Genomic DNA, 25754 nt, shown 5'->3' on the forward strand with positions numbered 1-25754 from the left:
GGCCGGTCGATCGACGGACGGGCGGGCCCCGGTGGATCGACGGGCGGACGGGCGAGCCGGTCGACGGACGGGCGGCCCTAGAAGGCCGTCGGCACGACCGGGAAGACCGGTCCGCCGATGGGGTCGCCGACGGCGCACTGCACCTCGTCGTACGGGAAGCGCTCGTTGCCGAGCCAGATCGTCCCGGCCTTCACGTAGCGCAGGATCAGCGCCTGCCGCCGGTTCGGCGTCGTGTTCGGCGTCGACCCGTGCCACACCATCGAGCTGTGGATGGAGCACTCGCCCGGCTGGAGCTCGATGTACGAGACCGGATGCCCCTCGGCCGCCGGGTCGGCCGGCACCTCGGGCACGCCCGGCCGCTCGTCCTTCATGTACGACTCGACCTCGCCGAACGACACGGGCAGGCGCTCGCCGGCGTTCTGCGAACCGGGGACCACCATCATGGCCCCGTTGTCGACGGTGATCCGGTCCAGGGCGATGAAGACCGTCACCGCGTCGGGCGTCGCCAGCGGCCAGTACGAGTAGTCCTGGTGGAAGGGCAGCAGCTTCGAGCCCGGTTCCTTGACGACGACGTTGTCCTCCATGATCACGACCTCGTCGGCGTCCAGGAGCTGCCGTGCCATGCCGGCGATCACCGGGTCGGCGGCGAGGTCGCGGATGCGCTCGTCGCGCAGGCGCATGTTGAACAGGAACGAGAAGGTGTGCCCCACCGTCCCCTCGTTGCTCTCGTACTCGAAGACGTCCTGCCCCTCCTCGCCCTGGCTGCGGCGGATCGCGACGGGGTCGGTCAGCTCGAACGTCTTCGAGTCGAAGAGGCCCGCGCGGTGCTCGTCGACGGCCTGGAGGACGGTGTCGATCTGGTCCTGCGTCAGGACGGGGTTGGGGTGGAGGTACCCGTCCTTGTGGAACCGGGCGATCTCGTCGGAGGTGAGGGGGGTGTTCCGCAGGCTGGTAGGCAGACTGGTCACCGGTTACCTTTCGGCTGAGATGTGTCCTTGTGTGGGTGCGCTGTTCCTCAGGGCCCGGAAGACGGCGGGCGCCGCCGCCGCCACGACCAGCACGAGCAGCGCCGGGAGGACCAGGGCCCGGGTCAGGCCCACCCCGTGCGCGAGCCAGCCGATCGCCGGCGGCCCCAGCAGGAGCCCGGTGTGGCTGAGCGTCGCCACGTGCGCGACGGCCGAGGCGATGGTCTCCTCGCGGTCGTCGGCCGCCGCGTGTCCCGCCGCGCTCGACACGATCGGATCGAGTACGGAGAGCCCGGCGCCGAACAGGGCGTATCCGGCGAGGGACACCCCGTACGACGAGGTCGCCAGCGAGAGTCCGAGGCCGGCCGCCGCAAGCAGCGCGAACGCGCGGAGCAGCGTGCCGTCGTCGTACTTCTCGCGCAGCCGGTCGCCGATCAGACGGCCGGCGACGAGCGTGCCGCTGAAGGCCACGAGGCCGGCCATGGCCAGGAAGGTCGAGGCGCCGCGCTCCTCCCGGAGGTAGACGGCTCCCCAGTCCTCCAGGGCCCCCTGGGCGACCAGGCAGCACAGCCCGAGGAGTCCGAGCTGGAGCACCCGGCCGTTCCAGCCCGCACGCCACCCGCCGGACCCGGGCCCGGATGCCGGTTGCGGACCGGACCCCGCTTGCGAACCGGACCCCGGTTCCGCACCGGGCGCCGGGGCCTCGGCCGGCGGGAGCAGCGGGCGGAGGAGCGCGCCGGACGCCCACGTGGCCAGCAGGGCCACGAGGACGAACTGGGTCGTCGTACCGGCTCCGAACCAGGCGAACGCGCTGCCGACGAGCGCCCCGGACAGGTTGCCGATGCTCCACGCGGCGTGGAACGAGTTCAGGCAGGGCCTGCCCGTGAGCCGCTCCACCGCCACGCCCTGCACGTTCGACGCGACGAACAGCAGACCGTCGAAGATCCCGAAGAGCGCGAGCGCCAGGGCGAGTTGGAGCCCTGTGTGGGCCAGGGAGGTCGCCACGAGGGCGACGGCCGTCGCCACCACGCTGACCCGGACGAAGGTCCGGCTGCTCGTGCGGGCCAGCAGGCGGCCCGCGAACTGCATGGACAGCAGGGAGACGATCACCGGGGTGATCAGCACGGTGCCGAACGCGCCGGTGCCGAGCCCGGTCGCCTCCTTGATGGAGGGGATCCGGATCAACCAGGTCGACAGCAGCAGTCCGTTGAGGAAGAAGGTCACGGCCGTGGCCCGGTACGCGCCGCCGAGCCGTGACCGCGGGTCGACCGGGGCGGTGGGGGTGATGGTCACGGCCGGCTCAGGCCGTGAAGCGCAGGAGCAGGCGGCTCGGCGTCCCGGGCTCCGGGGCCACGGCCGCGCGCACCTTCTTGAAGCCGGACAGGTAGCGGACACCGGCACCGGACGTCGCCGCGTCGCCCAGCATGATCGCCTCCATGCCGGCCGCCCGCGCGCCCTCCACGCCCGCCATCGCGTCCTCGAAGACCAGGCAGCCGGTGGGATCGACGCCCAGCGCGGCCGCGGCCTTGAGGAAGCCCTCGGGGTGCGGCTTCCCGTTCACGACGTCGTCCGCCGACACCAGGACCCGGGGCTCCGGGATGCCCGCGGCGGCCAGCCGGCACCGGGCCACCTCGCGCTCGCCGGAGGTCACGATGCCCCAGGCGTCCTCGGGCAGCGCGGCGACGAGCTCCCGGCTGCCCGGTGCGGCGGCTATGCCCGTGACGTCGCGGCACGACAGGTCCCGCATCCACTGGAGCTCGGCCTCGACCTGGTCGGGGGGTACGAAGTCGGCGATGACGTCGCTGTCACGGCGCCCGTGCCAGACCTCCAGGGTGTGGTCGGGGTCCAGGCCGTGGCGCAGCGCCCAGAGCCGGGTGTGCCGCTCGATGGTGCTCATGGATTCGACCAGCGTTCCGTCCAGGTCGAAGAGGATGGCGCTGCCGGTCCAGGTAGACGGGGACATCGAAGCTCCTCGGTAGGGGATGTGCCTGATCGCCGACGGCGGTCACAGATGGGCGGCCGCCACAGGTGGGCGGCGATCGCAGGTGGGAGGTACTCACAGGTGGGCGGCGATCACGGGTGGGAGGCGATCAGAGGTGGCCGGCGATCACAGGTGGGCGGCGACCACGCGCAAGAGAGAGCCGCGGTAGGCCTTCTCGTAAAGCTGTGCCTGGGGCCCGTCCAGGTGCGGGGAGAGGAAGCGGGCGGCCGGTGGGGCGCTCTCCCGCAGCCCCACGGCGGCCGGGTTCAGCCGGGTCGACGCGGGGAGGACCAGCGCCCGCGGCGAGGTGCGGGGCGGCAGACGGTGGCCGCCCACCGGAGCGAGGGCCACGTCCGACTCGGCTTCCTCCTCGGCGAGTTCGACGATGAGCTGCTCCACGTCACCGCGCCGGTCGACCCCCGGACCGGCCGACTGCGCCCAGGCGACCGCCCGGGTCCGCCACACGGCGGGGGATCCGTCGTGGTGGCGGAGGACGAGGGCGGGCAGCAGGGCACGGGGGGTGAGGATCTCGCACCCCAGGACGGTGACGGCGGGCCCCACCACGGCGGTCGGGTCCGGTACGTCCCCGAAGACGGTGAGGCCCGGCCGCACCGCCAACGGGGAGGCGCGTGACGCCTCTTCGCCGCCGCCGCAGGTGGGGCACTCCAGCACGTCGACCGTGACGACCGCGGCGTCGAGGGCGGGAAGCAGCTGGGCGGCCGCCTCCCGCCGCGCCATCCGCTCGATCGCCGCGCGCTGCGGGAGCGCGAGCGCCGGTTCACGCATGGACCTGCTCCAGTCCGGACCGTGTGCCGGGCCGGTGTCCGGGGCCGGCCGCGCGGTCGCGCCATCCCCGGTCCAGCGCCGCCATGCCGAGCTCGACGAGGCCGCGTCGCTCCTCTGCGCCGAGGAGCTCGTGGTCACGGACGCCGAGCCCCGAGGCGACCCAGGACCCGACCGCCTTCCGCGCCAGGTCGGCGGTGGCGCGAGCGGCGGTGGCGGCGTGCGTGGGGGTGGCGTGAGCGGCGGTGGCGGCGTGCGTGGCGGTGGCGTGTGCGGCGATGGCTGTGCCCGTCACGTCGCGGCCCTCGGCGAGCCCGGCCGCGTCGGCGCCCAACAGGTAGCAGGCGGCCCACAGTTCCAGGCCCAGTGCGGCGTGGTCGCCGGTCGTGGCGAACGGGCCGGCACCGGGAAGCGACGTCGGCGGGGAGACCACCGCGCGCCAGGAGTCGACGACACGGTCCCGGTCGATGCCGAGCAGCGCGCACCAGTCGTACCAGTACCAGCCGAGCGGGTGCTCGATCGGCTCGTCGACGCCGGCGAGCACGAAGCGGATGCGGCAGGTCGAGTCCGTCAGCTCCACGGCGTAGCGCGGGGCGGGTCCGGAGCCCGGCTGCCGGGCGGGGAGCTCCGCGACCGTCGGCTCCGGCGTCCAGTGACCCCTGCCGGTGCGCCGCTCCGGCCGGAAGACCGTGGCGTGGCGGGAGCCGTGGTTGTCGTTGCCCGCGAGGCTCCGGTCGCCGCCGTGGTCCAGGAGGTGGGGCACGGCGGCGACGACCGGGATGCCGGCCCCGCGGCAGAACAGGGTGACCATCTCGTCGTCGTCGCGCAGGTGGTCGGGCAGGGTGCTCAGGTACGCGGCGAGGTCGGCGGCGGCGCCGGCGGGCAGCACCAGGCCGAGGGTCGGGGTGTACTCCCTGGGCGAGAGGGGGGCCCAGGGAGAGCCCAGAGCGGCGCTTCTGCGGACCAGGTAGGAATTCTGGGGGCTGTTCCAGTTGACGTAGAGCGATATTCCGTGGTCCGGCCGGGCCGCCACCGCTGCGAGCAGGTCCTGGGCTATTTCCGCGACCGGGTGGATGTCGTCCTGGAATACGACGTGATGGGTGGCTCCGGGCTCGATGGCGGCCCAGGCGAGTTTCGCGGTACGCAGCGGGCTCGGGGGGCCGGAAGGGTCGGGATCGCACACGACGCGCGGCCGGAGAGCGGCGAGCCGGGAGAGCAGCTCCGGTAATTCGGCGGCGCGCGAGGGGTGATGCATGACGACGGTACTGAGACGTATTTCGGGTGGGGCAGGCATCTTTCGCAGTCCTTTTCTTCAGCTCTGCAGCAGGCTGCCGCGCAACTGGTCGACGGTCACCAGCCGGAATCCGTCGGTCAGGAGCGACTCGATGACCACGGGAAGCGCCGCGATCGTCTGTGAACGGTCGCCTCCGCCGTCGTGCATGAGCACGATCGAGCCGTTGGAGATTCCGTCCAGCGCGTTTTCCACGATGGTTTCCGGGCCGGGCTTTGCCCAGTCCCACGAATCCCTGTCCCACAGCACCGTGGTCATGTCGTGGTCCGCGGTCCAGCGCAATGTCTCGGGAGTGCGGGAGCCGTAAGGGGGACGAATGAGCGTGGGAGCCTCACCCGTCACGTCGGCGATGGACTTGTTGGTGGCGTCCAGCTGGAACAGCATCTCGTCGTGCGTGAGGTCCGGAAGGAACGGGTGCGACCAGGTGTGGTTGCCGATGGCGTGGCCCTCCTCCCGGATCCGGGAGAGCGTCCCCGGGGCCGTACTCGCGTGCAGTCCCACGCAGAAGAACGTGCCGGCCACGCCGTAGTCGCGCAGGACGTCCAGGACCTGGCCCGTGTAGGGCTCGCTGGGTCCGTCGTCGAAGGTCAGCGCCACTCTGGGGGCGGTCGTGGCGCCGCGGGTGAGGCAGTAGCCCCGCCGGGTGAGCTCGGCCTCCCGCGGTGCGCTGCTCTCGACGCCCCGGTCCAGCTCGTCGAAGCGGCCCTTCAGCGTGCCGTTCTCGGTGTCGGTCTCGACGAGTCCGCCGGCACGTTCCCTCCCCCGGAGGGCGAGGGCGTGCGCGGAGACGGATCCGGCGACCGGACGCTGCGGAAGATCCCACGGATCGGCCCGGAAGACACGGATTCCCGCATGGCGCAGAGGGCCGTCGAGAAGGCCGTTGGTGCTGTCGACGACAGCGATCACCCGGTCGCCGCACATCCCGTTCAGATAGGCGGCGAGAAGGGGCACCTCATTCGACGCGAAACGTGCGGGGCGGAGCACTCTGCCGTCGTCGTGCACACAGGAGACTTCGTATCCCAGGACGTCCCACGAGATTCCGGCCGACCACATCTCAGCTCCCCCCTCAAAGCCTGCTGGACCACTCTCCGTACCGCTTCGCATACCGCTTTCCCACCCTAGGCGCGCCGGGTGTATTCGCTTCTCATCCCCAGCCGGTGTCGTCCCCGATGTCCTGGCCGTTGATCGCGGACGCCGTGTGGGTGGTGCTGCCGGCGTCGGATTCGTCGGTGTGTCCTCCGGAGTACGCGAGGGCGACACAGGCGATGACTGCGCAGATGACACCGGCGAGCCTTTCAGAGTGCACGTCGAATCTCCCGTTTGCGTTGTCGAGGAATGGAACCAGATCACCGGGTCCCGCTGTCCGGAACTCCCGTTCGCCTCTGGCCCAATCGACTATTGACCATCGCTCCGACCTCCGTCTACACGCCCCGGCCTCAACAAGATGCATGTCAACAACCGGACGGGCGGGCGGAGAAGCCGGTGCGTGACGGAGTTCCGGCCGGCCGAATGGAGCGGCGTACGGGCGTTTCGCACTGTTCCGTTTCCCCACCGGCCGGCCCGCCGAGCTGCACCTCCCGAAGTCGTACGTATGTTCCACTTGGGGTCGCCGCAGCCGGCCGGCGCACGCCCGAGGGCGACGTGCCCTGGTAGCGCCGGAAGACCGTGGCAAAGTGCTGCGAGGTCGAGAAGGACAGCGCGTGAGCCACCTGGGTCACCGTCACCGAGGGGTCCGCCAGGAGCCAGTCCCGCGCCACCTCCGTCTTGCGCCGCAGCACGTAGTCCTTGGGGCTCGTGCCCACCTGCGAGGTGAACAGGTCGTAGAACCTGCTCGTCGACAGCGCCGAGATCCGCGTCAGCCTGGCGACGTCGACGGCCTCCTCCACGTGGTCCTCGATCCAGCCGATCACGCGCGCGACGGCCGGGTGGAGCTCCCGGAGAGGAGCGGGGACGGCCGTCGCGTGCTCACGGGCGAGCAGCAGCACGAGCGTGGCGAGGGTGTGCTCCCACAGCCCTTCGGCCAGCCAGTGGACGGGCTGCCGGGGGACCCGCAGCCGGGCCAGGGCCGCGTCGGCCTCCCGCGAGGTCCGGCGCAGCAGCGGCCCGGGGGCGGAGGCGAGCAGGACCGCGGCCCGCTCCAGCGCGGTGACCGCGGGCGCGCCCCGCGGCGCGCCCATCGCGAGCGTCCAGCAGGCGTCGTGGGGCCGGGCGTGCCGGGTCCGGTACGCGACACCGGGCGGGATCCGCAGCGACTGCCCCGGCCGCAGGCTGTACGACTGGCCGTCGACCTCGCACCCGATGCCGCCGCGCGACGGGAGGACCAGCAGAATGCGGCTACTGTCACGTCGCACGGAACGTGCCGACCAGCCGTCCGGGTACCGATGGTGACGGAACGTCAGCAGCGGGTCGAGCCCCCGTCCGGAGAGGGTCACGACGCCCAGCCCCTCGGCCGGAGCCGCGGTGGTACGACCGGTCGGCAGCACGCGCGCCCTCCTTCGTGTCCACGAGATTCCGCAGGAGAGGGAGGAACGCCACCTCTCGTCCACCGGCCTACCGTCGCGACCATGAACACGATCACCGCGCTCACCGCCCCCGACGTCCGGGCCGCCTTTCGGCGAGACGGCTATGCCGAGCTCGGCCGGCTACTGGAACCCGGCGAGGTCCGGGCCTACCTGAAGATCTACGACCGGTTCCTCAACGGAGAGATCCACTGCGGGACCAAGCGCTGCGACCTCGCGGGCGAGGACCGCCCCGACGGCGCCCCGGAGCGCATCACCCAGATCATGTGGCCGTCGGTCCTGGCGCCCGAGCTGCTCGATCTCCCCCTGCACGGACGGGCTCTGGCGCTCGCCCGCGAACTCATCGGCCCGGACGCCGAGTTCGACTTCGACATGCTCATCAACAAGGCCCCGGGCACGGACACCGTCACGCCCTGGCACCAGGACATCTCCTACGAGATCGACCTTCCCGACCAGCGCGAGGCCTCGATCTGGGTCGCCCTGGACGAGGCCGTCCTCGACAACGGCTGCATGTGGTACATCAAGGGCTCGCACCTCGGCCCCGTACGCCCCCACCGGCAGGCGGGCACCGGTTACGCGCTGGAGTGCGACGGGTCGGAGACCGATCCCGGCGCCACCTGGGTGGAGCTGGAGCCGGGCTTCGCCGCCGCCCACGGCGGACGTACTCTCCACTACTCGCGCGGGAACACCACACCGGACCGCCAACGGCGGGCCTACTTCCTCAACTTCCGCCCGGCGGCGATGGTCGCCCTGGAACGCCGAGAGGGCATGGACCACGGACTCGCACAAACCTGAGCACCCCCACCCCCTACACCCACGCCCACACACCCACCCACCTACCTACGCCCACACACCTACGCCCACGAATCGTGCGCCGCGGACCACGACCGCCGGCCGCCCCGCGCCGCCGGGCCCTCCTCCAGCCGGGCGGCCAGGAACCGGGCCTGCGCCCGCATGACGGTCTCGTGGAGGCCTGATCTCGACAGATCGGGGTCCGGTCCGGGACACACCGTGACGTCCTCGACCCGCCAGTTGCGGCTGCCCGGCCGGTCCTCCGAGATCTCGACCATGGACGGGTGGCCGCCGATCGCCCGGGAGGCGAGGCCGGCCACGTGCGCAGCCGGCTCCGAGAGGATCGCCAGCGGATCGGACTGCCGCTCGTCCGGCACGTCGGGCAGACAGGCCACCGGGTGATGGTTCACACAGAACACCCTCAGCCGCTGCCCGGTCCTGGGCGGCCGAAGTTGCATGTAGAAATGCCCGCTGGCCGCCTTCCCGGTCACGAACTCCTTGAGCGTGGACGCGTCCTCGAAGACGATGTCCTGACCGCGCACCGCCGCGTTCGCGTCCAGATCCCGGGTCATCAGCGGCCGGGCGACCATCGGATATCCGACCCTGTCCGCCATGCTCATCACCCCCGAGGGAGCCTTTCCCGAGATGATGGGATAGTGCGGCACAGAATTCGTCTGCAACGTGACGCTCTTCAGGAACGGACTGAGCCCGCGCAGCAGAACGACGGCCGAGTTGAGCACGTCGATGCCCGCCTGCTCGATCGCGTCCAACTGCTTTATCGCATGCAGGGCCGCACCCCCGCTCCGCCAGCCGATGACGAGGCCCGGACGGACCGGCGAGTCGTTGTTCCACATTCTGATCTCGGGGCCTTCGCACTGGATGGCGAGATCCAACGGGTCCGCGATCTGCAACTCGATCCCACGACTTCCCAGCATCGAGGAGAGGACCTTCAGGTCGAAGTCGTCCCGGTCTCTTGCGAGCACGACGACGGATCGGGAATCCAATTTCTTCATAGTGGATTTACGGTAGGGCGCCGCCGCACCGGAGGCCAGGCCATCGGGACATGTGACAGCTAGAGGTCGTGCAGCTTGGTGAAGCGCTCCGACCCGCCGGCCACCCGCCACCCCTCTCCCCCAAATGCAGGTTCGATTCCTCTCCGACACGGCAAGATATTGACGGAAAGATTCCATATTCCGATGACAAATGCGCACATGAGGCGCTATTGCTCACGCCCGCCTTAATCATCTTGACCCGTCCGGGCGAGCTGCTAGGCTGATCCACTACGATTGCGAAGGATCAAGTCCCTTTCGTTTACCGGGGATTGGGGCTACCGAGGCTCGGCCGGGATCGGAGCTTCCAGCGCGTCCGACGCACCCACCTGAAACCGGTTCCCAATCTGGCGAAGACTCGAAATCAGGGGGGATGGATGTCCGACCGCGAACGTCCCGTTCCACAGCTCGACAAATTCTGCACCGTGGTTTACCAGCTCGCCCTGGATCACGGCTACCTCGACCCCGAAGCCGTCCCGGAGATGACCGGACTGCCTCGCGCGCAGGTCGAACAGACGCTGCGGAAACTCCTCTCCCTCCATCTTCTCCGCCCCATCGGCAGCGTGGACAGCCGACTGGTCCCCGTGAGTCCGGAGGCGGCCGTCGCCCAGCTGATCACCCCGCTGGAAGCCGAGATCCGCAGCTACAAGGAAGCGGCCGAGCAGATCCGTTCGGACCTCTCCTCCCTCTTACCGCTCTATTTCGAAAGGCGGCAACTGCGCCGCCCCCGCGAGGCCGTGGACATTCTCGACGACGCTCCGACCGTCGTCTCCGTGCTCTCCCGGATGGCCGCGCAGTGCAAGAAGGAGGTCATGACCATCCAGCCGGGAGGTGGCCGGCCTTCCCACATCCTCAAGGAAGCCGTGGAGCGCGACCGCGCCATGCTGGCACGGGGCGTCCGCATGCGCGTCCTTTATCAGCACACCGCGCGATTCAGCTTTCCCACCCAGCAGTACGTCTCCACCATCGAGGAAATCGGCGGCGAGGTCAGGACCGTGGGCGAACTCTTCGGACGCATGATCATTTTCGATCGCGAAGCAGCCTTCATTCCGGCGCACACCGGCAAGGACGGTGCGGTGCTCACCAGGGAACCGTCGATCGTCGAGTTCCTCTGCAGTGTCTTCGACCAGTTATGGCACGGCGCCGACCCCTTCACCGAACCGCTCGCCGACGACCTCGACGACACCAAGCGGACGATCCTCCAGATGCTCATCGAGGGCAACAAGGACGAGTTGATCGCGCGCCGCATCGGCGTCTCCGTACGCACCTGCCGCCGCCACATAGCCGAACTCCTCCAGGGCATGGGGGCGAACAGCAGGTTCCAAGGCGGATATCTGGCCGCCAGCACGGGCGCGTTGGACCCCGCGGCCCGCCAGCCGGACGCCCAGAAATAACGAACGCCGCGCGCCAAGCACACACCTCAGCACGGACATCAGCACGGACATAAGGCTGGAACTCAGGGATGCCCAACAAGTCGACGCGAAAGGCCGACCGGCCGAACGTCTCCGGAACTCTCCATCCACAGCGGGGGAGTTCGCGCCCGCAGCCCGAGGGGATCGCGCCGGACCCCGATCCCGGGACACGGCGAAGGGTGTTCAGCCAGAACTTCTTCCGCAGCCCCTCCGACGCCGGCGCCTTCGCCGAGCAGCTGACGTACCCCGAGGACGCCCGGTGCGTCGTCGAGATCGGCCCCGGCTCCGGCCGCATCACGACCTCCCTGTCCCGCCTGGGCCATCCCGTGGTCGCCGTCGAGATCGACGAGCACTGGCACGAGAAGGTCACGGCGTTAGGCCTCCCCAACGTCGACGTGCAGTGCGGGGACTTCCTCGAATGGGAACCCCACGAGGACCCCTTCGTGGCCATCGGCAACCTCCCCTTCGGCACCGGCACCGACATCCTGCGCCGATGCCTCGAGTTCAGCCCGTACTCCCTCCTCGAAGCCGTCTTCCTCATGCAGCAGGAGTACGTCTCGAAGCGCGTCGGCCGGTACGGGGGCAACTCCTTCAACGCCCAGTGGTGGCCCTGGTACACCTTCCACGAGGGCCGGGCCTTCCCCCGCCAGGCCTTCCAGCCGGTCCCCCGGGCGGACACGTCCACGCTGTTCGTGATCCCCCGGGAGGAATGGGAGATCGACTGGCGGGAGCGGCGCACCTACCAGGACTTCGTCGCGGCGGTGTACGACACGGGCCACGCCGACATCGGCACGGCGCTCCGCAAGGCGGCCCGCGGCTCGACGAGCCACTGGCTGCGCCGCGCCCAGGTCCCGGCCGGCGCGCTCGTCAAGCAACTCGATCCGCAGGACTGGGTGGAGCTCTACATGGCCCGCAACCCCCCGCCCGGCGCCAGAACCCACGGCGGCCGCACGCAGGGCGCCCGAGGCCGGGGCGGCCGAAAGCGCCGCTGAGGGAGTGCCGCGCCGGTCATCGTCCCGACGACAGCGCGTACACGCGAGCGGTCTCGTAGACGGACTCCCGGGCATGGCGCCGTCCCACGTGGAGGGCGCCACGGAGCACGGCCTGATCACCGAGCCGGGACAGCAGCACGCGCGGCACGGAGGGCAGGAGGCCCCGGAGGTCCCGCTCGACCTCGCCGCGCAGGACCTCGCCGCCGGCCGCGCAGAGCGGCCCTGCCAGCACCACGATCTCGGGATCGAGGACCACCACCACGGGCGCGAGGACGGCCGCGACCCCGGCCCCGTACCGCCGCGACAGCTCACCGGCCGAGAAGAGCGGAACGCGCCCCACATCCCCGGCACGCCCCCGGGCCCCCCGGCGCACGACCCCGTCCACGGACACGGCCACACCGACCCGCTCCCCCGCCGTGAACAGCACACAGGAGCCGGCGCCCCGCGCGACGCCCTCGGTGTTCTCCGCGATCGCGGCCAGCTCCGTGCCCCGGGCGAACGTCACCTCGGAACGCAGCTCCCTGGCGAGCAGCTCCCGGAAGCGGGGCTTCTCCCACTCGGGCACCACCGCCGAGGTCACGGCGTTCGTCTCCGGATCCAGAACGGCCTCAAGCCCGACGACGGCGTGCCGCACCGCGCGCCCCCCGGCGGGAAGGGACCCGCTCAACCGCCGCACAAGAGCTCCGGCCAACCGCGCCACGGCCTCGGGCTCACGCTCAAGGAGCGGCCAGGAAGCAGTGGCCAGAGGCCGGCCCGCACATTCCACAAGATCGACGAGATCCGCAACAGCCACGGTGATCCGCGTCGAGGAGAGCTCGATCCCCACGATCTGGTTCAGCCCCGGGGCGACCTCGTACACCTTCGCGCGGGGCCCGGTCCTCCCCCCGCGACGCCCGGTCTCGACGACCAGCCCCGCGGCTTCGAGCCGGGACAGCAGCGCGTAGGACGTGGGCCGGGACAGCCCGAGCTCGGAACTCAGCTCCCCCGCGGTGGCCCGCCCTCGCCGAAGCAGCGCCGACAGCGCCGCCTCGTCGTTCATCTCCCGGATCTGCCGAACCCCGACCGCCGCCGTCCCACCGGCCGTCGACACGTCATGACGCCCCATGGACCCACCGCCCTAGTCCCCAGCTCCCGGCACACGAACACCTGACACGCGCCCCGCCCCACCACACATTCCATGCTCGACCAGCCCCGCCGACCGGGTCCAGCGCATCCCGGCGCACCAACGTGCAAGTCCACTACCTGCCATGAAGGTCTCCACCGTGCGCCAAGCACACCACCCGCTACACTGGCGGCGGCAAGCACGCCACGCCTTCGTAGCTCAGGGGATAGAGCACCGCTCTCCTAAAGCGGGTGTCGCAGGTTCGAATCCTGCCGGGGGCACAAGCGCACAGGGCACCTCTCGATGTCGAGGGGTGCCCTTTGGCGTTCGGGGTGGGCGCAGCAGCCGGGTGGGCGGGCGGGGGTGCCAGTCGAGAGGTCCTGGTGGCGTACGGGCTCGTGTTTATCAGGACAAAGCGGGGCATTCGGATTAGATTTTCGTGGCAATGGGCGGTCGAGGCGTCCGGTCGGCCGCTTCCTTGAGGCGTCGGCCGGTCCTGGCTGCTGGGCATGTGCCGCCCAGGTCCCAGCCGCTGTCGCAACGGCACCGGCCCCGTCTACGAGGACACCCCATGACCCGTGCGGACACCGATACCGAGACCGCCTCCGGTGGAACACCGCCGACGGCCAAGCTCACCCTGCTGACGCTCACCGCCATGGTGGTCGGCTCCATGGTCGGGGCCGGTGTCTTCTCGCTGCCCCGGCGGTTCGCCCAGGAGACGGGCGTCGCCGGCGCGCTGATCGCCTGGACGGTCGCCGGCCTCGGCATGCTGATGCTCGCCTTCGTCTTCCAGACCCTCGCGGTGCGGCGGCCGGACCTCGACGCCGGCGTCTACGCGTACGCGAAGGCGGGTTTCGGCGAGTACCTCGGCTTCTTCTCGGCCTTCGGCTACTGGGCCAGCGCCTGCGTCGGCAACGTGACCTACTGGGTCCTGATCATGTCGACGATCGGGGCGATCGCCCCGGCGCTCGGCGACGGCGACACCGCCCTCGCCATCGTCCTGTCCTCCGCGGGGCTGTGGGGGTTCTTCCTCCTCATCCGCCGCGGGGTGAAGGAGGCGGCCGCGATCAACAGGATCGTGACCGTCGCCAAGGTCGTCCCCATCCTCGTCTTCATCGTCCTGGCGCTCGTCTACCTGGATCCGTCCGTCTTCGCCGACAACTTCGCGGGCGCCGACTACGCGGGCTCGCTGTTCAACCAGGTCCGGGGCACGATGCTCGCCACCGTCTTCGTCTTCCTCGGCGTCGAGGGCGCGAGCGTGTACTCACGGCACGCCAAGCGCCGCGAGGACGTCGGGCGGGCCACCCTCCTGGGCTTCGTCAGCGTGTTCGCGGTCTTCGCCTCGGTGACGATCGTGTCGTACGGCATCCTGCCGATGAGCGAGATCGCCGAGCTCCGCCAGCCGTCCATGGCGGGCGTCCTGGAGGCGGCGGTCGGCACCTGGGGCAAGGTCTTCGTCAGCGTCGGCCTCATCATCTCCGTCCTCGGCGCCTATCTCGCCTGGACGCTGATGGCCGCCGAGGTACTGTTCGTCGCCGCCAAGGACGAGGACATGCCCCGTTTCCTGGGCCGCTCCAGCGGCGACGACGTCCCGGTCCCGGCGCTGCTGATGACGACGGCACTCAGCCAGGTCGTACTGATCGTCACGGCCTTCTCCGACGACGCCTTCAACTTCGCGCTGGACCTGACGAGCGCCCTGAGCCTGATCCCGTTCCTCCTGGCCGCCGCGTTCGCCGTGAAGATCGCGCGGAGGCCCGGGGCGGAGAACGTCGCGGGGCGAAGCACCCGGCGCGAACTGGTCGTCGGCGCCCTCGCCACCCTCTACACCGCCTTCCTCCTGTACGCGGCCGGCCTCAAGTTCGTCCTCGTCTCGTTCATCCTCTACGCCCCGGCCACCTTCCTGTTCATCAAGGCCAGGCGCGAGCAGAACCGGCGCCTGTTCTCCCCCGGCGAGGCCGTCATCTGCGCCGTCTCCGTCATCGGGGCGGTGATCGGCGTCGTCGCCCTCGCCGTCGGCTGGATCGAGCTCTGACCCCCCGCCGGGAACCTCCGGCCCCCTCCGAGAAGACACGTCCGACGCTCCATCGGAAAGGCTGACCATGACCACCCCCACCGATTCCCGCACCGCCCCGTCCGCGCTCGGCGTCCACTCCGAGGTGGGGCGGCTCCGCAAGGTCCTGGTCTGCTCCCCCGGCCTCGCGCACCGGCGGCTGACCCCGACCAACTCCGACGACCTGCTCTTCGACGACGTCATGTGGGTGGAGAACGCCCAGCGCGACCACGCCGACTTCGTCAACAAGCTCACCCAGCGCGGTGTCGACGTCGTCGAGCTGCACCAGCTGCTCGCCGAGACCATGGCCCTCCCCGAGGCCAGGGCGTGGCTCCTCGACCGGAAGATCGTCCCCAACGAGGTCGGCCTCGGTCTGGTCGACGACACCCGGGCCTTCCTCGACTCCCTCCCCCCACGCGAGCTGGCCGAGTTCCTCATCGGCGGACTGTCCACCGCCGACCTGCCCGACGAGTTCCGCTCCGGGTACGTGTCGCTGGCCCGGGAGGGCGTGGGGGCCCGCGAGTACCTCATGCCGCCGCTGCCGAACACGCTCTACACCCGCGACACCACCTGCTGGCTCTACGGCGGCGTCACCCTGAACCCGCTGTACTGGCCCGCCCGGCACGGCGAGACCCTCCTCATGAAGGCCGTCTACGCCTTCCACCCCGACTTCAAGGGCTCGACCGTCTGGTGGGGGGACCCCGAACAGGACTGGGGCCAGGCCACCTTCGAAGGCGGCGACATCATGCCCGTCGGCAACGGAGTCGTCCTCATGGGCATGAGCGAACGCACCTCACGCCAGGCCATCACCCAGGTCGCCGCCTCCCTGTTCGCGAACGGGGCGGCCCAGCACGTGATCGTCGCCGGCATGCCGAAGCTGCGCTCGGCCATGCACCTCGACACCGTCTTCACCTTCGCCGACCGCGACATCGTCACGCTCTACCCGACGATCATGGACGCCGTTCGCACGTTCTCCCTGCGCCCGAGCGACAAGGCGCCGGGCGTGGAGATCATCGACGAGGGCACCACCCCCTTCGTCGACGTCGTCGCCAAGGGCCTCGGGCTGCCCGGGCTCCGGGTGATCGAGACCGGTGGCGACGTGTACGCCTCCGAACGCCAGCAGTGGGACAGCGGCAACAACGCCGTCGCCCTCGAACCCGGCGTCGTCTTCACCTACGACCGCAACACCCAGACCAACACCCTGCTGCGCAAGGCGGGCGTGGAGGTCATCACCATCGTCGGCGCCGAACTCGGCCGCGGGCGGGGCGGCGGCCACTGCATGACCTGCCCGCTGGTCCGCGACGCGGTCGACTTCTGATCCGGATCGGACGCCGGAACGGACGCCGAACGGACGCCGGAAGACGCCGGAAGACGCCGGAACGGACGCCCGCGGGTTGCGGGCGTCCGTTCCGAGCCGAGCGGTGGTACGTACGGCCGTACGGCTCCGGGTCACCCCGCCGTCTCGGCGTCGGAGCCGGAGCCGGTGAGCTGTTCGGCGAGCTCCCGCTCGCGGTCCTCCGGGAGCGTGGTCTTGAGGACGGTGCCGCCGAAGGGCTCCATGGCCTCGGCGAACCGGTCCTCGGTGATCCGGGAGGCCATGATCACGACCGCCGCCGAGCCGGGCTCCAGCAGCTCCTTCACCTTGTTGCGGAAGCCGTTGTCGACGCCCATCTGGCTCAGCTTGCCGATGAGGCCCCCGACCGCGGCACCCACCACACCGATCCCCGGGGTGAGGATGACCATGCCGAGGACCAGCCCCCACAGGGCGCCGGCGGTGGCCGAGAGCGCGACCTCCTCGGACTTCTTGGGGGTGTCCACATGGGTCTCGCCGTCCGCGTCCACCCTGACGACGGCGAGGCCCTTGAGTTCGACGGCGTGGTCGTCACGCAGCTTCTGGACCGCCTTGAAGGCCTTGGCCGCGACCGCGTGGTCGTCGTAGCCGATGACGATGAGTTCGGACATGCGGTTCTCCTCCTGGGTCTCTGCGTTCAGTACCGCTGCGCCTTGGTGAGCCTCGGCGTCAGCGGTGTGTCGGCCGGCTGCCGACTGATGGCCAGGGGCTGTTTCCGCTCGCCCGGCGGAAGGTCCTCGGCTCCGACGAACTGCGTCTCGACGACCTTGCCCGAGGGGTCGAGGAAGTCGACCTGGGCCGCGTAGGACGCCGTCGCGTCCGTGTTGTTGGTGATGGTGACGACGACGGTGAGCAGGCCGCCCGTGTCGGCCCGGGGCTTGCCGGTCATCCCGACCTCGCTCAGGGCGTTCCCGCTGCCCTCGACGCCCTTGAGCGCGTCCTGGGCCGCCTGCCGGGAGCGTTCGACCTCGGCTCCGATCGACGCCTTGCGCTCGGCCTCCCGCGCGGAGGCCGAGGCCGCGGCGGACGACGCCGACGCCTGCACGGACGCGACCGCCGACTTCGCCGCCGAGGCGACGGAGGAGGGATGCTCACCGGAGAAGGAGGCCGTGTCGGGCGCCGTGGGGCGTTCGCTGAACGTCGGGCCGCCGGTGTCGTCACCGCCCGAGTCGCAGGACACGAGGGCGGCCGCGCCGAGGGCGGTGACGACGACGGCCACGGCGGCGCCGGCGGCCCGGACGCGGAGCGGTCGCCTCCCGCGGGACGATGACGGGTTCACGGTGGGTTCCTCCGGCGTGATGGGTGGGGTCGGGTCCTGATCGCGTTGCGTTGCGTTGCGTTGGGGTGGGTTGGGTTGCGTTGGGTTGGGTGAGGCCTGGTGGTCCCGTCGCGGTCAGTAGCGCAGTACGGCTGCGACGCGGCCGTTGCCGGCCAGGGTGTCGTCGCGTACGAACCTCACCTCGGCGCCGGTCTCCAGGGCCTGTTCGACGATCTCGTCCACGATGTCGTCCCGGGAGCCGGGGTCGGAGGCGTCCGCGGGTTCGAGGTGGTCGCCGGCGTCGCGGACGGCGGTGCGGTAGTGCTCCTCGACGGCCAGCAGACGGATCCGGCCCTCCTTCACGGCCTTCCACACCTCGTCGAGACCGCCGGCGTACTCCCGTCGGCCCTGTGCCGCGTCCAGCTCGGCCACGACGGTGGCCGTCAGGGCCGCCTCGTGGGCGGCGAGCAGGGGGGCCACGGCCTTGCGCACGGCCGCCTCGGGCCCGCGCCCCAGGCCGCCCTGGTGGAGGGACGTCGTGCCCAGCGGCAGGGATCCGGTCTCCTCCAGGAGGGAGACCGCGGGCGGCTCCCCGAGCACGTACAGCGGGCGGGGCTCGGCGGCGAGGACGGTGCGCAGGGCCTCGTGCGCGTCGCGGTAGAAGGTGCGCGCGTCCTCGTCGCGGAAGGTGCTCGGGAGGTCGCCGACCTGTTCCTTGCGTTCCGCGTCCGGGTCCTCCAGGCTCCGCGTCAGCGGGAAGCCGTCCGCTGTGTGCTCGACGGCCCGTTCCGGCCCGCCGCTCCACAGCGACACCCGGTCCGCCGCCAGGGTCAGTGCCCAGTACGGCCGTTCGGCGGCCTGGGCCGCGACGAGGTTGCGGGTGAGGAAGGTGTCGGCGACGACCACCCGCTCGGGGACCGTTCGGGCGACCGACCACACCTGGTGCTCTCCGGGGGCCGCGTAGATCACCAGGCCGTCCTCGGCGTGGACGAGGTCGATCTCGGCGGCGGCCCGCTCCAGTTGCTCCAGCACGTCCGCGCGCCGCTCCCGCGTCACGCCCGGGTCGTCCTGGACGGCCTTCGCCGCCTTGGCCAGGAGGTTCCGCAGCCGTACGGGGTCCTGGGCGTTGTCCGGCTCACGGCGGTGGGTCGGCATCACGACCGACACGGCCGGGTAGGGGCGGGGCCGGCGCAGCTCGGCCAGGGCGTCGGAGTCGAGCGCGGGGTGCATGAAGGAACCTTTCGTGGGAATCCCCGGGATCCCGGGGCCGTGACGCGGGGTACGGCGAGGGGTTCGGTGCGACGAGGGGGCTATGGGCGGGTGCGACGAGGGGCGGGCTACGAGGGGGTACGGGCGGGGGGCTACGCGGTCGCTACTGGGGGCCGGCGAGCTGCTCGGCCAGTTCCTTCTCGTCCTCGTCGCTGAGCGACGTCTTCAGGACCGTGCCGCCGTGCGGCTGCATCGCCGCGGTGAACTTGTCGTCCGTGATCTTCGAAGCCATGATCACGACCGCCGCCGAGCCCGGCTTCAGCAGATCCCGCACCTGCTCGCGGAACCGTTCGTCCACACCGGACTTGCTGAGCTTGCCGACCAGGCCGCCGAGTGCCGCACCGGTCAGGAGCCCGACGCCGGGCAGCAGGAACAGGATCCCGAAGATCGCTCCCCACAGGGCGCCCGAGGCGGCGGAGACGCCGACGATGCGGCTCGTCGTGTCGACGTGGGTCCTGCCGTCGGCGTCGACGGAGACGATCGCGAGCCCGTTCAGGTGCACGACGTAGTCGCGTTGCAGCTCCTGCACGGTGCCGAACGCCTTCTCGGCCACGTCGGGATCGTCGTATCCGATGACGATGAGCTCGGACATCCCTGCCCTCCAGAAGGTTCGACGACAGCCGGTCCACGATTCGACATCTTTGCCCGAAATAGGATGGTTCGCGACCTGGTGGGTCCGGCAGATCCCGCAGCGGGACCGAGCGGGCGACCCCGCCTCCGCCCCGAGGGCGGCCCATAGGGTGACGGCATGAGCACGCTTCCGTACGTCGACGAGCACGCCGTGGACGTGGACGCCGGGGTCGAGGAACTGTGGCGCAGGCTCCTCGCCGGCCTGGAGAGGTCACTGTCGCGGGAGGCCGGAGCCCGGTACGCCCGGCTCGTCCGCGCCGACCCCCGCGAGCCGGCCGGGCCGCGGCCGCTCGCCGAGGGCTCGCGGTACCCCGGGTTCCGCGCCGTCAGGGTCGTACCGGGGCGGGAGCTGGCCCTTGAGGGCCGTCACCGGTTCTCCACGTACAGCCTGGTCTTTCGGCTCCAGGAGCTCGGGGAAGGGCGGTCGCGGCTGACGGCCGAGACGCGGGCCGTGTTCCCCGGGCCGGCAGGGCGGGTCTACCGGCTCCTCGTCATCGGCAGCGGCGGGCACGCCTTCGGCATGCGACGGCTGCTCGCCGGCTACCGGCGCCCGTGACGGCCCGCCAGGGCCTGTCCCACCAGGGCCTGTCCCACCAGGGCTTGTCCCACCAGCGCCTGTCCCGCCAGGGCCTGACCCGCGGATTCGGGCCGGCCCCGGCCATCCGGGCCGACCCCGGCCATGAACCGCCGGAAAGGCCCTGGGCGCCTCAGCGGAGTTCCTCCGGGCAGGGCGTGCCCCGGGAGAGCTTGTACGGGGCTCCCAGGCGGTAGACGCCCGCCTTCGGGGCGACCAGTTCGGTCCACTCGTCGCCCTCCGCGTCGGCCTCCGCCTTGAACAGGCAGCCCTCCTCGTTGGCGAAGGCCTTCGGGAGCTCCGTCTCCGACTCCTCGCGGGCCGCCTTCGAGGCCTCGGTCTCCTGCGGCGCCTCGATCTTGCCGCCGTTCTCGTCCATGAGCGCGAGCCACGGCGAGTACGGGACGCGGATCTGGACCCGGCCGGGGCTGCCCACCCGGATCACGACCTCGTTCTCCTCCGCGCTGATCACCTGCGCGGGAGCGTCCGCGAGCGGCGTCGGGTTCTCGACCTCGTACAGCCGCCAGTTCTCGTCCGACCAGACCTGCTTCAGGTACGACAGGCCCTCGCCGACCAGTTCCGCCTCCTGCTCCGCGCCCGAGTCGGGGGCGCCGGTGGGCAGGACCACGTAGTGGACGGCCCAGCGGTCGAGCCAGTCCTGGTAGTTCACGGCGTTGAGCGTGTCGTCGTAGAAGAGCGGGTTGCGCTCCATGTCGGCCTGGCGGTTCCAGCCCCTCGCCAGGTTGATGTACGGGCTGAGCGCGGAGGACTCGCGGTGGCTGGAGGCCGGCACGACCTCGACCCGCGCCTTGCCCGCGTCCCGCACCTGGAGCTGGTTGACCAGCGGGGCGAGCTCGCGCGCCCAGGACGCGTCCGGCGCGGTGCGGATGACGTCGTCGACGCCCTTGAAGCCGATCCAGAAGTTGAGCCCGGCGAAGGCGAGCACGAGCGCGTACCAGCGGCGCGAGCGCGGCGCCGTGTACGGCAGGGCCGCGAGCAGCACGACGCCCGCGAAGAGCATCGGGAGCCGCGAGATGTTCGAGCCGATCTGGGAGTCGATCAGCCAGGTCAGGAGCGTGCCGACCGTGTAGACGGCCGCGGCGGTGCGGACCGTCCGCCAGTCCCCCGGGACCAGGACGAAGACCAGGACCCCGAAGAGGAGGGGCAGCGCCGTCGAGCCGAAGGCCATCGGCTGCGTACCGGAGAAGGGGAAGAGCCAGGAGGAGAGCGCGACCACCGCGACCGGCGCGAGGCCGAGGGCGTACGCGCCGGGGCGCCGCTTGTTGAGGAAGAGCGCCGCCGCCGCGACCCCCAGGAACAGCCCGGCGACCGGGCTGCACGCGGTCGCGAGACCGGCGAGGGGGGCGGCGACCGCCGCCTTGGCCCAGCGTTTGCGGCGCCAGCGGTGCGGCCAGCAGAAGACGGCGGCGACCGCGCCGAGCGCGAACATCATGCCGAGGCCGAAGGTGACCCGCCCCGACATGGCGTTGCAGAGGAAGGCGAAGACACCCGCGAGCGAGCAGGCCATGGGGTTACGGACGGCGGGCACCCGCACCAGGATCAGCGCGGTCAGCGCGGCCGACAGCGTCCCGGCGACCATCATCGTGCTGCGGACGCCGAGCAGCGACATCAGGTACGGCGAGACGACGCTGTACGAGACCGGGTGCATCCCGCCGTACCAGGCGAGGTTGTACGCGGAGTCCGGGTGCCGTCCGACGAACTCGGCCCACGCGTCCTGCGCGGCCAGGTCGCCGCCGCTGTTCGCGAAGAAGAAGAACCAGAGGATGTGGGTGACGGCCGCGACACCGGTGGCCGCCATGACCGTGTAGCGGCGCTTCCGCCGCCAGAACGGGGTCGACCGGGTCGGCGGAGTCGGCGGGGTCGGAGCGGTCGACGGAGTCGGAGCGGTCGACGGGGTCGGCGTCTGGTGTGCGGCGGGCTGGGGGCGGGCCGGAGACGCCGGGGGCTCCGGGGCGGGCCGCTGGGACGGAAGCACTATTCGCGAAAGGGAAGAGGCCGCCGATTCGGGAAGGGAATCGGTGCGGTCTGCTGCTCGGTCGGCTTCATCCGTGTGGTCCTCGCCGTCGGCGTGGTCGGCGCGGTCCGCGCGTGTCGGCTCAGCGGTGGTCACTGCTGCCCTTTCCCGTGCTTGCCCGTACCGTCTCGCTTCTCGTCCCCCGGAAACGCTAACAGCCGGGTGCCCCGGAGGTCCGGGGCACCCGGCCGAGCGGGTGGCGGGGCGGGTGGCCCGGGCGGGTGGCCGCCCAGCCGGTGGCTGCCGCCGCGGCGGCAGCAGCGGCCGGGCCGGCGCCGGCTCAGCCGACGCGCGTCAGCTTCTTGTCGAAGCCCGGCTCGACCAGGTCCGCCTGGAGGGCGACCGGCGAGCTGACCTTGCCCACACCCGTACCGATGGACACCTGGCCGACGATGTCGCCCGCCTTGCCGGCGTGCGGGACGGCCTTGCCGCCGTCCGTGAGCGTCAGCTTCACCTGGAGGCCCGGCCAGCCGATGGCCTTGAGCTCCTTGGTGGCCACGACCGGCGTCCGGCCGCCGAGCCCGTCGTCGATGTACCCCATCACCTGGCCCTTGCGGACCACGGCGGCGGAGGTGACGTCCTTCTGGGCCTGCTGGATCAGCTTCAGGCTGTTGTCGATGGCGAGCTGGAGCTTCTCGCCGAGCTGGTCCGCGTCCTTCGCACCCATCACGATGCCCAGGACGCGGCGGGTCTCGCCGTCCACGACGGTGTTCGCCGACCACAGCAGGTTGCCGCCGGCCGGGGTGGAGGAGCCGGTCTTGATGCCGCTCACCCCCGGCTGGAGCAGGATGTTGTTGTTGTTCTCGATCCGGCCGGGGATGCCGTCCACCGTCACGTTCGGCATGTTCACGATCTCGCGGAACACGTCGTACTGCATGACCGCCTTCGCCAGCTTCAGCTGGTCCTGCGGGGTCGACACGGTGCTGTCGAGCAGACCGGACGGGTCGGTGTACGTGGACTGGGTCATGCCCAGGTCCTTCGCGGCGGCGTTCATCTTCTCGACGAACGCGGCCTCCGAACCGGCGTCCCAGCGCGCGAGCAGCCGGGCCACGTTGTTCGCGGACGGGATCATGAGGAGCTCCAGGAGCTCCTTCTCCGTGTACGTCTGGCCCTTCTGGACCGCCGCCGTCGACTCGTGCGCCGCCTTGCCCTGATCGGCGGCCTTCTGGTCGATCTCGATCTCGGGGCCCTTCTGGCTCCCCTTGAGCGGGTGGTCGCGGAGGATCACGTACGCCGTCATCGTCTTCGTGACGCTCGCGATCGGGGCCGGCTTCTGCGCCCCGTACGTGCCCATGGAACCGACGCCCTCGACCTCGACGGCGCCCTGGCCCTCGGTGGGCCACGGCATCTTCAGCTCGCCGCCCTCGAAGGTGAACGTCGGCGCGGCGGAGAGGGTCAGAGCGGGCGCGGGCAGCGGCCGGACCATCTGCACGATCGCAAAGACGATCAGCACGAGCACGACCAGCGGGGTCCAGATCCGCACCCGGCGCACGGTCGTCCGCAGGGCGTTCGGCTTCGGCGGCGGAGTGTTCGTGAGCTCCGCGAGCAGGTCCAGCGGAGGCAGCGGCGGAAGCGGCTGCTGCCGGGTCCGCTCGGCCTCGACGAGGGACGCCGGCGGTACGGGGGCGTCGGCGGCGGGCGCGAAGGCCTTGGGGGCCCCTGTCGCGGCCTTGGGGGCGGGCGCGGGCGCCTTGGGGGTCTCCGGGGCCTTCGGAGCCTTCCGGGCCTCCTGGGCCTCCTCGGCCTTCCGCTCGGCGGGGATGTCCGCACGCAGCGGCAGGAAGGTGCTCGTCCGCTCGCTGTCGAAATCGGCCGCGGACCCGGACGCGGACTCCGCGCGCAGGGTGGGCGGGAGCTTCAGCGCCGTCGTCGGCTGATCGACGGCGGGCGCCACGGGCGGCCGGACGATCTTGAACATGGCGGTCGGCTGATCGACGGGCTCGTCGGCGGGCTCATCGGCCGCGGGCTCGCCTTCACCCTCGGGCTCGGGCTCGGACTCGGCGGCGGGCGCGGACTCGGCGGCGGGCTTCTCCGCGGCCTTCTCGGCCTTCTCGGCCTCGCCGGGCTTCCGCGCCGCGAACCAGGACGCGGCGGGCGCCTTGTCCTCGACGGGCTCGTCGGCGGGCTCGTCGGCGGGAGCCTCGTCCGCCGCGGCCTCCGCGTCCGGCACGTCGGACTCCTCGGCCTCAGCCTCGACCTCAGCCTCGACCTCGGCCCCGTCCTCCGACTCCGGCTCCGGCTCCGCCTCGCTCTCGGCGGCGTCCTCGGCCTCGGCGGCGCTCTCCGGCTCGGAAGCGCGCTCGGAGTCCTCGTCGTCCGCCGACGCGACCCACGCCGCCACAGCCGCCTTCAGCCGCTCGCTCTCGGGCTCGTCCGCGGACGCGGACGCGGCCGGCTTCGGCGCGTCGTCCTCCGGCGTCCGGGGAGCCAGCGTCTTGAACACGGCCGTCGGCTGATCGACCTGAACCGACGAAGACGACGAAGACGATGAAGACGACGAAAGCGACGACGACTGCGACGAAGACGACGCGGAATCTGACTCCCGGAGGGCGGAAAGCCGAGGATCCCGGCCGCCGCCGCCCGAGGCCGCCGTCTCCTCCGACGACCCCTGCTGCTCCGACTTGTCGGGGGACTCGCCCGCCACCGTGCCTCCTCCATGCGTCATGCGTACGTCCGAACCGTCTACCAGTGTCCTGTGTGAACCCCTTGGCTCCCGTGCTAGACGAGAACGACATACCTACTGGTTCCCGGATGAACCACCCAGGCACTCTCGACAGATGAATGTGAGAGGGGTCACCCTGTCATTCATCCACGCGGGGAGGCATGGATGGGCAGGAGCCGCAGAACCATTCCGGAAGAGCTTCTACTGCTCGCTCTGGACCCGACCACGGGTACCACAGCGCAGCCGCAGTCGCTCGACCTCGGTCTGGCCGGAGCACAGCTAGTAGAGCTGGCGCTGGCAGGCCGGATAGCCCCTGACGGGGATCGTATCGCCGTGGTGATGCCACGGCCGACCGGAGATCCGACACTGGACTCCGCACTGGAGCTGCTGCGCAGGCGCGGCAGCCCGGTTCGGGCCGTCCACTGGATCGGCGGACCCCGACTGGGGCTCCGTCAGACGTATCTCTCGCATCTGGAGCGATGCGGCATGGTGCATGCCGTGGAGACCCAGATGTGCGGGGTGTTGCCGACGACTCGCTACCAGGCGACGGAGACGGCGATCAGCAGGGAGATCCGTTCCCGGCTGGACAATGCGATCCGCACCGGCGTACCGCCGGACCCGCGGACCGCGGCGCTTGCCGCACTGGCCCACGCGGTCGGTCTCGGGAAGCACCTGTACCCCGGCAATGAAGGACGTTCGTCGCGGTCCCGGCTGCGCGATCTGATCCGGCACGACCCGATGGGCGGTCTCGTGGCGCACGCCGTCATGGACGTCCAGAACGGTGCGGCGGCACAGCCGCGCCGTGCGCCCGCCGCGGGCGTACCGGCGCAGCCCCGCGGCAGCATGGCCCGCGCGGCGGCTCACTGAGCCGACGCGCAAGGAACCACAAAGGAACCCTTCCGGGAGCCGCACAGGTGTGCGGGGCGGTCGTGACGACCGCCCCGCACACGTACGTTGTGCCGGTTTCCCAGCGCACACCGGACCTTTGGTGGCAGTCTGCCAAGCAGTAGATACTCACAGCTACGCAGGCAGACAGCAG

General features: G+C 71.2%; 23 protein-coding genes and 1 tRNA gene. 8 read left to right on the top strand and 16 right to left on the bottom strand.

Annotated features, from left to right (window positions below; genetic code table 11):
- Positions 1 to 77 precede the first annotated feature (77 nt).
- From ACFC0G_RS15270 to ACFC0G_RS15305, 8 genes are all read right to left on the bottom strand, one after another.
- Entirely contained in the window at positions 78 to 968 is an 891-nt protein-coding gene (locus tag ACFC0G_RS15270; RefSeq protein WP_376402922.1) for a phytanoyl-CoA dioxygenase family protein, read from the bottom strand.
- Positions 969 to 971: 3 nt separating this feature from the next.
- The gene (locus tag ACFC0G_RS15275) at positions 972 to 2258 is read right to left on the bottom strand and encodes an MFS transporter (RefSeq protein ID WP_376402924.1); all 1287 of its coding nucleotides are present in this window, start codon (positions 2256 to 2258) and stop codon (positions 972 to 974) included.
- Between the two features lie 7 nt (positions 2259 to 2265).
- Complete coding sequence (locus ACFC0G_RS15280) at positions 2266 to 2928, bottom strand: HAD-IA family hydrolase (protein ID WP_376402927.1); 663 nt, start codon at positions 2926 to 2928, stop codon at positions 2266 to 2268.
- Positions 2929 to 3072: 144 nt separating this feature from the next.
- The gene (locus tag ACFC0G_RS15285; RefSeq protein ID WP_376402930.1) at positions 3073 to 3732 is read right to left on the bottom strand and encodes a hypothetical protein; all 660 of its coding nucleotides are present in this window, start codon (positions 3730 to 3732) and stop codon (positions 3073 to 3075) included.
- Positions 3725 to 4984, bottom strand: a complete 1260-nt coding sequence (locus ACFC0G_RS15290; protein WP_376402933.1) for a hypothetical protein — start codon at positions 4982 to 4984, stop codon at positions 3725 to 3727. The genes ACFC0G_RS15285 and ACFC0G_RS15290 overlap by 8 nt, the downstream gene beginning before the upstream one ends.
- 57 nt (positions 4985 to 5041) lie before the next feature.
- The gene (locus ACFC0G_RS15295) at positions 5042 to 5971 is read right to left on the bottom strand and encodes a polysaccharide deacetylase family protein (protein WP_376402936.1); all 930 of its coding nucleotides are present in this window, start codon (positions 5969 to 5971) and stop codon (positions 5042 to 5044) included.
- A 193-nt stretch (positions 5972 to 6164) separates the two neighbouring features.
- On the bottom strand, positions 6165 to 6326 hold the full coding sequence (locus tag ACFC0G_RS15300) for a hypothetical protein (protein WP_376402939.1): 162 nt from the start codon (positions 6324 to 6326) through the stop codon (positions 6165 to 6167).
- A 145-nt stretch (positions 6327 to 6471) separates the two neighbouring features.
- Positions 6472 to 7503 carry a helix-turn-helix domain-containing protein gene (locus ACFC0G_RS15305; protein ID WP_376402942.1) on the bottom strand — a complete coding sequence of 344 codons (1032 nt, stop codon included), beginning with the start codon at positions 7501 to 7503 and terminating at the stop codon, positions 6472 to 6474.
- 81 nt (positions 7504 to 7584) lie between these two features.
- Between ACFC0G_RS15305 and ACFC0G_RS15310 the strand changes: the two genes are divergently transcribed.
- Positions 7585 to 8334, top strand: a complete 750-nt coding sequence (locus ACFC0G_RS15310; RefSeq protein WP_376402944.1) for a phytanoyl-CoA dioxygenase family protein — start codon at positions 7585 to 7587, stop codon at positions 8332 to 8334.
- Between the two features lie 59 nt (positions 8335 to 8393).
- On the opposite strand, the gene ACFC0G_RS15315 is transcribed toward ACFC0G_RS15310, so the two are convergent.
- Positions 8394 to 9521: a hypothetical protein gene (locus ACFC0G_RS15315; protein WP_376402946.1), complete on the bottom strand. Its 1128-nt coding sequence runs from the start codon at positions 9519 to 9521 to the stop codon at positions 8394 to 8396.
- A 236-nt stretch (positions 9522 to 9757) separates the two neighbouring features.
- Here ACFC0G_RS15315 and ACFC0G_RS15320 point away from each other — a divergent pair, with 236 nt between their 5' ends.
- Positions 9758 to 10774: a LuxR C-terminal-related transcriptional regulator gene (locus ACFC0G_RS15320; RefSeq protein WP_376402949.1), complete on the top strand. Its 1017-nt coding sequence runs from the start codon at positions 9758 to 9760 to the stop codon at positions 10772 to 10774.
- Between the two features lie 197 nt (positions 10775 to 10971).
- Positions 10972 to 11784: an rRNA adenine N(6)-methyltransferase family protein gene (locus tag ACFC0G_RS15325; RefSeq protein WP_376402952.1), complete on the top strand. Its 813-nt coding sequence runs from the start codon at positions 10972 to 10974 to the stop codon at positions 11782 to 11784.
- Positions 11785 to 11800: 16 nt separating this feature from the next.
- On the opposite strand, the gene ACFC0G_RS15330 is transcribed toward ACFC0G_RS15325, so the two are convergent.
- Positions 11801 to 12889 (bottom strand): ROK family protein, encoded by a 1089-nt coding sequence (locus ACFC0G_RS15330; protein WP_376402955.1) that lies wholly within the window; start codon positions 12887 to 12889, stop codon positions 11801 to 11803.
- A 205-nt stretch (positions 12890 to 13094) separates the two neighbouring features.
- Between ACFC0G_RS15330 and ACFC0G_RS15335 the strand changes: the two genes are divergently transcribed.
- From ACFC0G_RS15335 to ACFC0G_RS15345, 3 genes are all read left to right on the top strand, one after another.
- A tRNA-Arg gene (locus ACFC0G_RS15335) sits at positions 13095 to 13167 on the top strand.
- A gap of 290 nt (positions 13168 to 13457) precedes the next feature.
- A complete protein-coding gene (locus tag ACFC0G_RS15340; RefSeq protein ID WP_376402958.1) occupies positions 13458 to 14918 on the top strand; it encodes a basic amino acid/polyamine antiporter in 1461 nt (486 codons plus the stop codon).
- A gap of 67 nt (positions 14919 to 14985) precedes the next feature.
- On the top strand, positions 14986 to 16254 hold the full coding sequence (locus ACFC0G_RS15345; RefSeq protein WP_376402961.1) for an arginine deiminase: 1269 nt from the start codon (positions 14986 to 14988) through the stop codon (positions 16252 to 16254).
- Between the two features lie 131 nt (positions 16255 to 16385).
- Here the strand turns inward: ACFC0G_RS15345 and ACFC0G_RS15350 are convergent, their stop codons facing one another.
- The 4 genes from ACFC0G_RS15350 to ACFC0G_RS15365 all read right to left on the bottom strand — a co-directional run bounded on the left by ACFC0G_RS15350 (position 16386) and on the right by ACFC0G_RS15365 (position 19406).
- The gene (locus tag ACFC0G_RS15350) at positions 16386 to 16898 is read right to left on the bottom strand and encodes a DUF1269 domain-containing protein (protein ID WP_376402964.1); all 513 of its coding nucleotides are present in this window, start codon (positions 16896 to 16898) and stop codon (positions 16386 to 16388) included.
- A gap of 26 nt (positions 16899 to 16924) precedes the next feature.
- Complete coding sequence (locus ACFC0G_RS15355; RefSeq protein ID WP_376402967.1) at positions 16925 to 17566, bottom strand: FxLYD domain-containing protein; 642 nt, start codon at positions 17564 to 17566, stop codon at positions 16925 to 16927.
- 114 nt (positions 17567 to 17680) lie between these two features.
- A complete protein-coding gene (locus ACFC0G_RS15360; RefSeq protein WP_376402970.1) occupies positions 17681 to 18775 on the bottom strand; it encodes a chemotaxis protein in 1095 nt (364 codons plus the stop codon).
- Positions 18776 to 18917: 142 nt separating this feature from the next.
- The gene (locus ACFC0G_RS15365) at positions 18918 to 19406 is read right to left on the bottom strand and encodes a DUF1269 domain-containing protein (protein WP_376402973.1); all 489 of its coding nucleotides are present in this window, start codon (positions 19404 to 19406) and stop codon (positions 18918 to 18920) included.
- Positions 19407 to 19562: 156 nt separating this feature from the next.
- Between ACFC0G_RS15365 and ACFC0G_RS15370 the strand changes: the two genes are divergently transcribed.
- Positions 19563 to 20000 (top strand): hypothetical protein, encoded by a 438-nt coding sequence (locus tag ACFC0G_RS15370; RefSeq protein WP_376402976.1) that lies wholly within the window; start codon positions 19563 to 19565, stop codon positions 19998 to 20000.
- Between the two features lie 151 nt (positions 20001 to 20151).
- Here the strand turns inward: ACFC0G_RS15370 and ACFC0G_RS15375 are convergent, their stop codons facing one another.
- A complete protein-coding gene (locus tag ACFC0G_RS15375; protein WP_376402979.1) occupies positions 20152 to 21837 on the bottom strand; it encodes an MFS transporter in 1686 nt (561 codons plus the stop codon).
- Between the two features lie 496 nt (positions 21838 to 22333).
- Positions 22334 to 24697 carry a D-alanyl-D-alanine carboxypeptidase family protein gene (locus tag ACFC0G_RS15380; protein ID WP_376403319.1) on the bottom strand — a complete coding sequence of 788 codons (2364 nt, stop codon included), beginning with the start codon at positions 24695 to 24697 and terminating at the stop codon, positions 22334 to 22336.
- A 183-nt stretch (positions 24698 to 24880) separates the two neighbouring features.
- Here ACFC0G_RS15380 and ACFC0G_RS15385 point away from each other — a divergent pair, with 183 nt between their 5' ends.
- On the top strand, positions 24881 to 25582 hold the full coding sequence (locus ACFC0G_RS15385; protein WP_376402982.1) for a GPP34 family phosphoprotein: 702 nt from the start codon (positions 24881 to 24883) through the stop codon (positions 25580 to 25582).
- Positions 25583 to 25754 lie beyond the last annotated feature (172 nt).

This window comes from Streptomyces sp. NPDC056169 (assembly GCF_042268445.1).
GTDB lineage: Bacteria > Actinomycetota > Actinomycetes > Streptomycetales > Streptomycetaceae > Streptomyces.

Excerpts from the sequence above, each read along its gene's own strand:
- ACFC0G_RS15350 (WP_376402964.1), bottom strand. The coding sequence starts at position 16,898 with ATGTCCGAACTCATCGTCATCGGCTACGACGACCACGCGGTCGCGGCC.
- ACFC0G_RS15340 (WP_376402958.1), top strand. The coding sequence starts at position 13,458 with ATGACCCGTGCGGACACCGATACCGAGACCGCCTCCGGTGGAACACCG.
- ACFC0G_RS15320 (WP_376402949.1), top strand. The coding sequence starts at position 9,758 with ATGTCCGACCGCGAACGTCCCGTTCCACAGCTCGACAAATTCTGCACC.
- ACFC0G_RS15385 (WP_376402982.1), top strand. The coding sequence starts at position 24,881 with ATGGGCAGGAGCCGCAGAACCATTCCGGAAGAGCTTCTACTGCTCGCT.
- ACFC0G_RS15345 (WP_376402961.1), top strand. The coding sequence starts at position 14,986 with ATGACCACCCCCACCGATTCCCGCACCGCCCCGTCCGCGCTCGGCGTC.
- ACFC0G_RS15360 (WP_376402970.1), bottom strand. The coding sequence starts at position 18,775 with ATGCACCCCGCGCTCGACTCCGACGCCCTGGCCGAGCTGCGCCGGCCC.
- ACFC0G_RS15280 (WP_376402927.1), bottom strand. The coding sequence starts at position 2,928 with ATGTCCCCGTCTACCTGGACCGGCAGCGCCATCCTCTTCGACCTGGAC.
- ACFC0G_RS15365 (WP_376402973.1), bottom strand. The coding sequence starts at position 19,406 with ATGTCCGAGCTCATCGTCATCGGATACGACGATCCCGACGTGGCCGAG.
- ACFC0G_RS15375 (WP_376402979.1), bottom strand. The coding sequence starts at position 21,837 with ATGGCGGCCACCGGTGTCGCGGCCGTCACCCACATCCTCTGGTTCTTC.
- ACFC0G_RS15330 (WP_376402955.1), bottom strand. The coding sequence starts at position 12,889 with ATGGGGCGTCATGACGTGTCGACGGCCGGTGGGACGGCGGCGGTCGGG.
- ACFC0G_RS15285 (WP_376402930.1), bottom strand. The coding sequence starts at position 3,732 with ATGCGTGAACCGGCGCTCGCGCTCCCGCAGCGCGCGGCGATCGAGCGG.
- ACFC0G_RS15315 (WP_376402946.1), bottom strand. The coding sequence starts at position 9,521 with ATGGAATCTTTCCGTCAATATCTTGCCGTGTCGGAGAGGAATCGAACC.
- ACFC0G_RS15370 (WP_376402976.1), top strand. The coding sequence starts at position 19,563 with ATGAGCACGCTTCCGTACGTCGACGAGCACGCCGTGGACGTGGACGCC.
- ACFC0G_RS15290 (WP_376402933.1), bottom strand. The coding sequence starts at position 4,984 with ATGCATCACCCCTCGCGCGCCGCCGAATTACCGGAGCTGCTCTCCCGG.
- ACFC0G_RS15310 (WP_376402944.1), top strand. The coding sequence starts at position 7,585 with ATGAACACGATCACCGCGCTCACCGCCCCCGACGTCCGGGCCGCCTTT.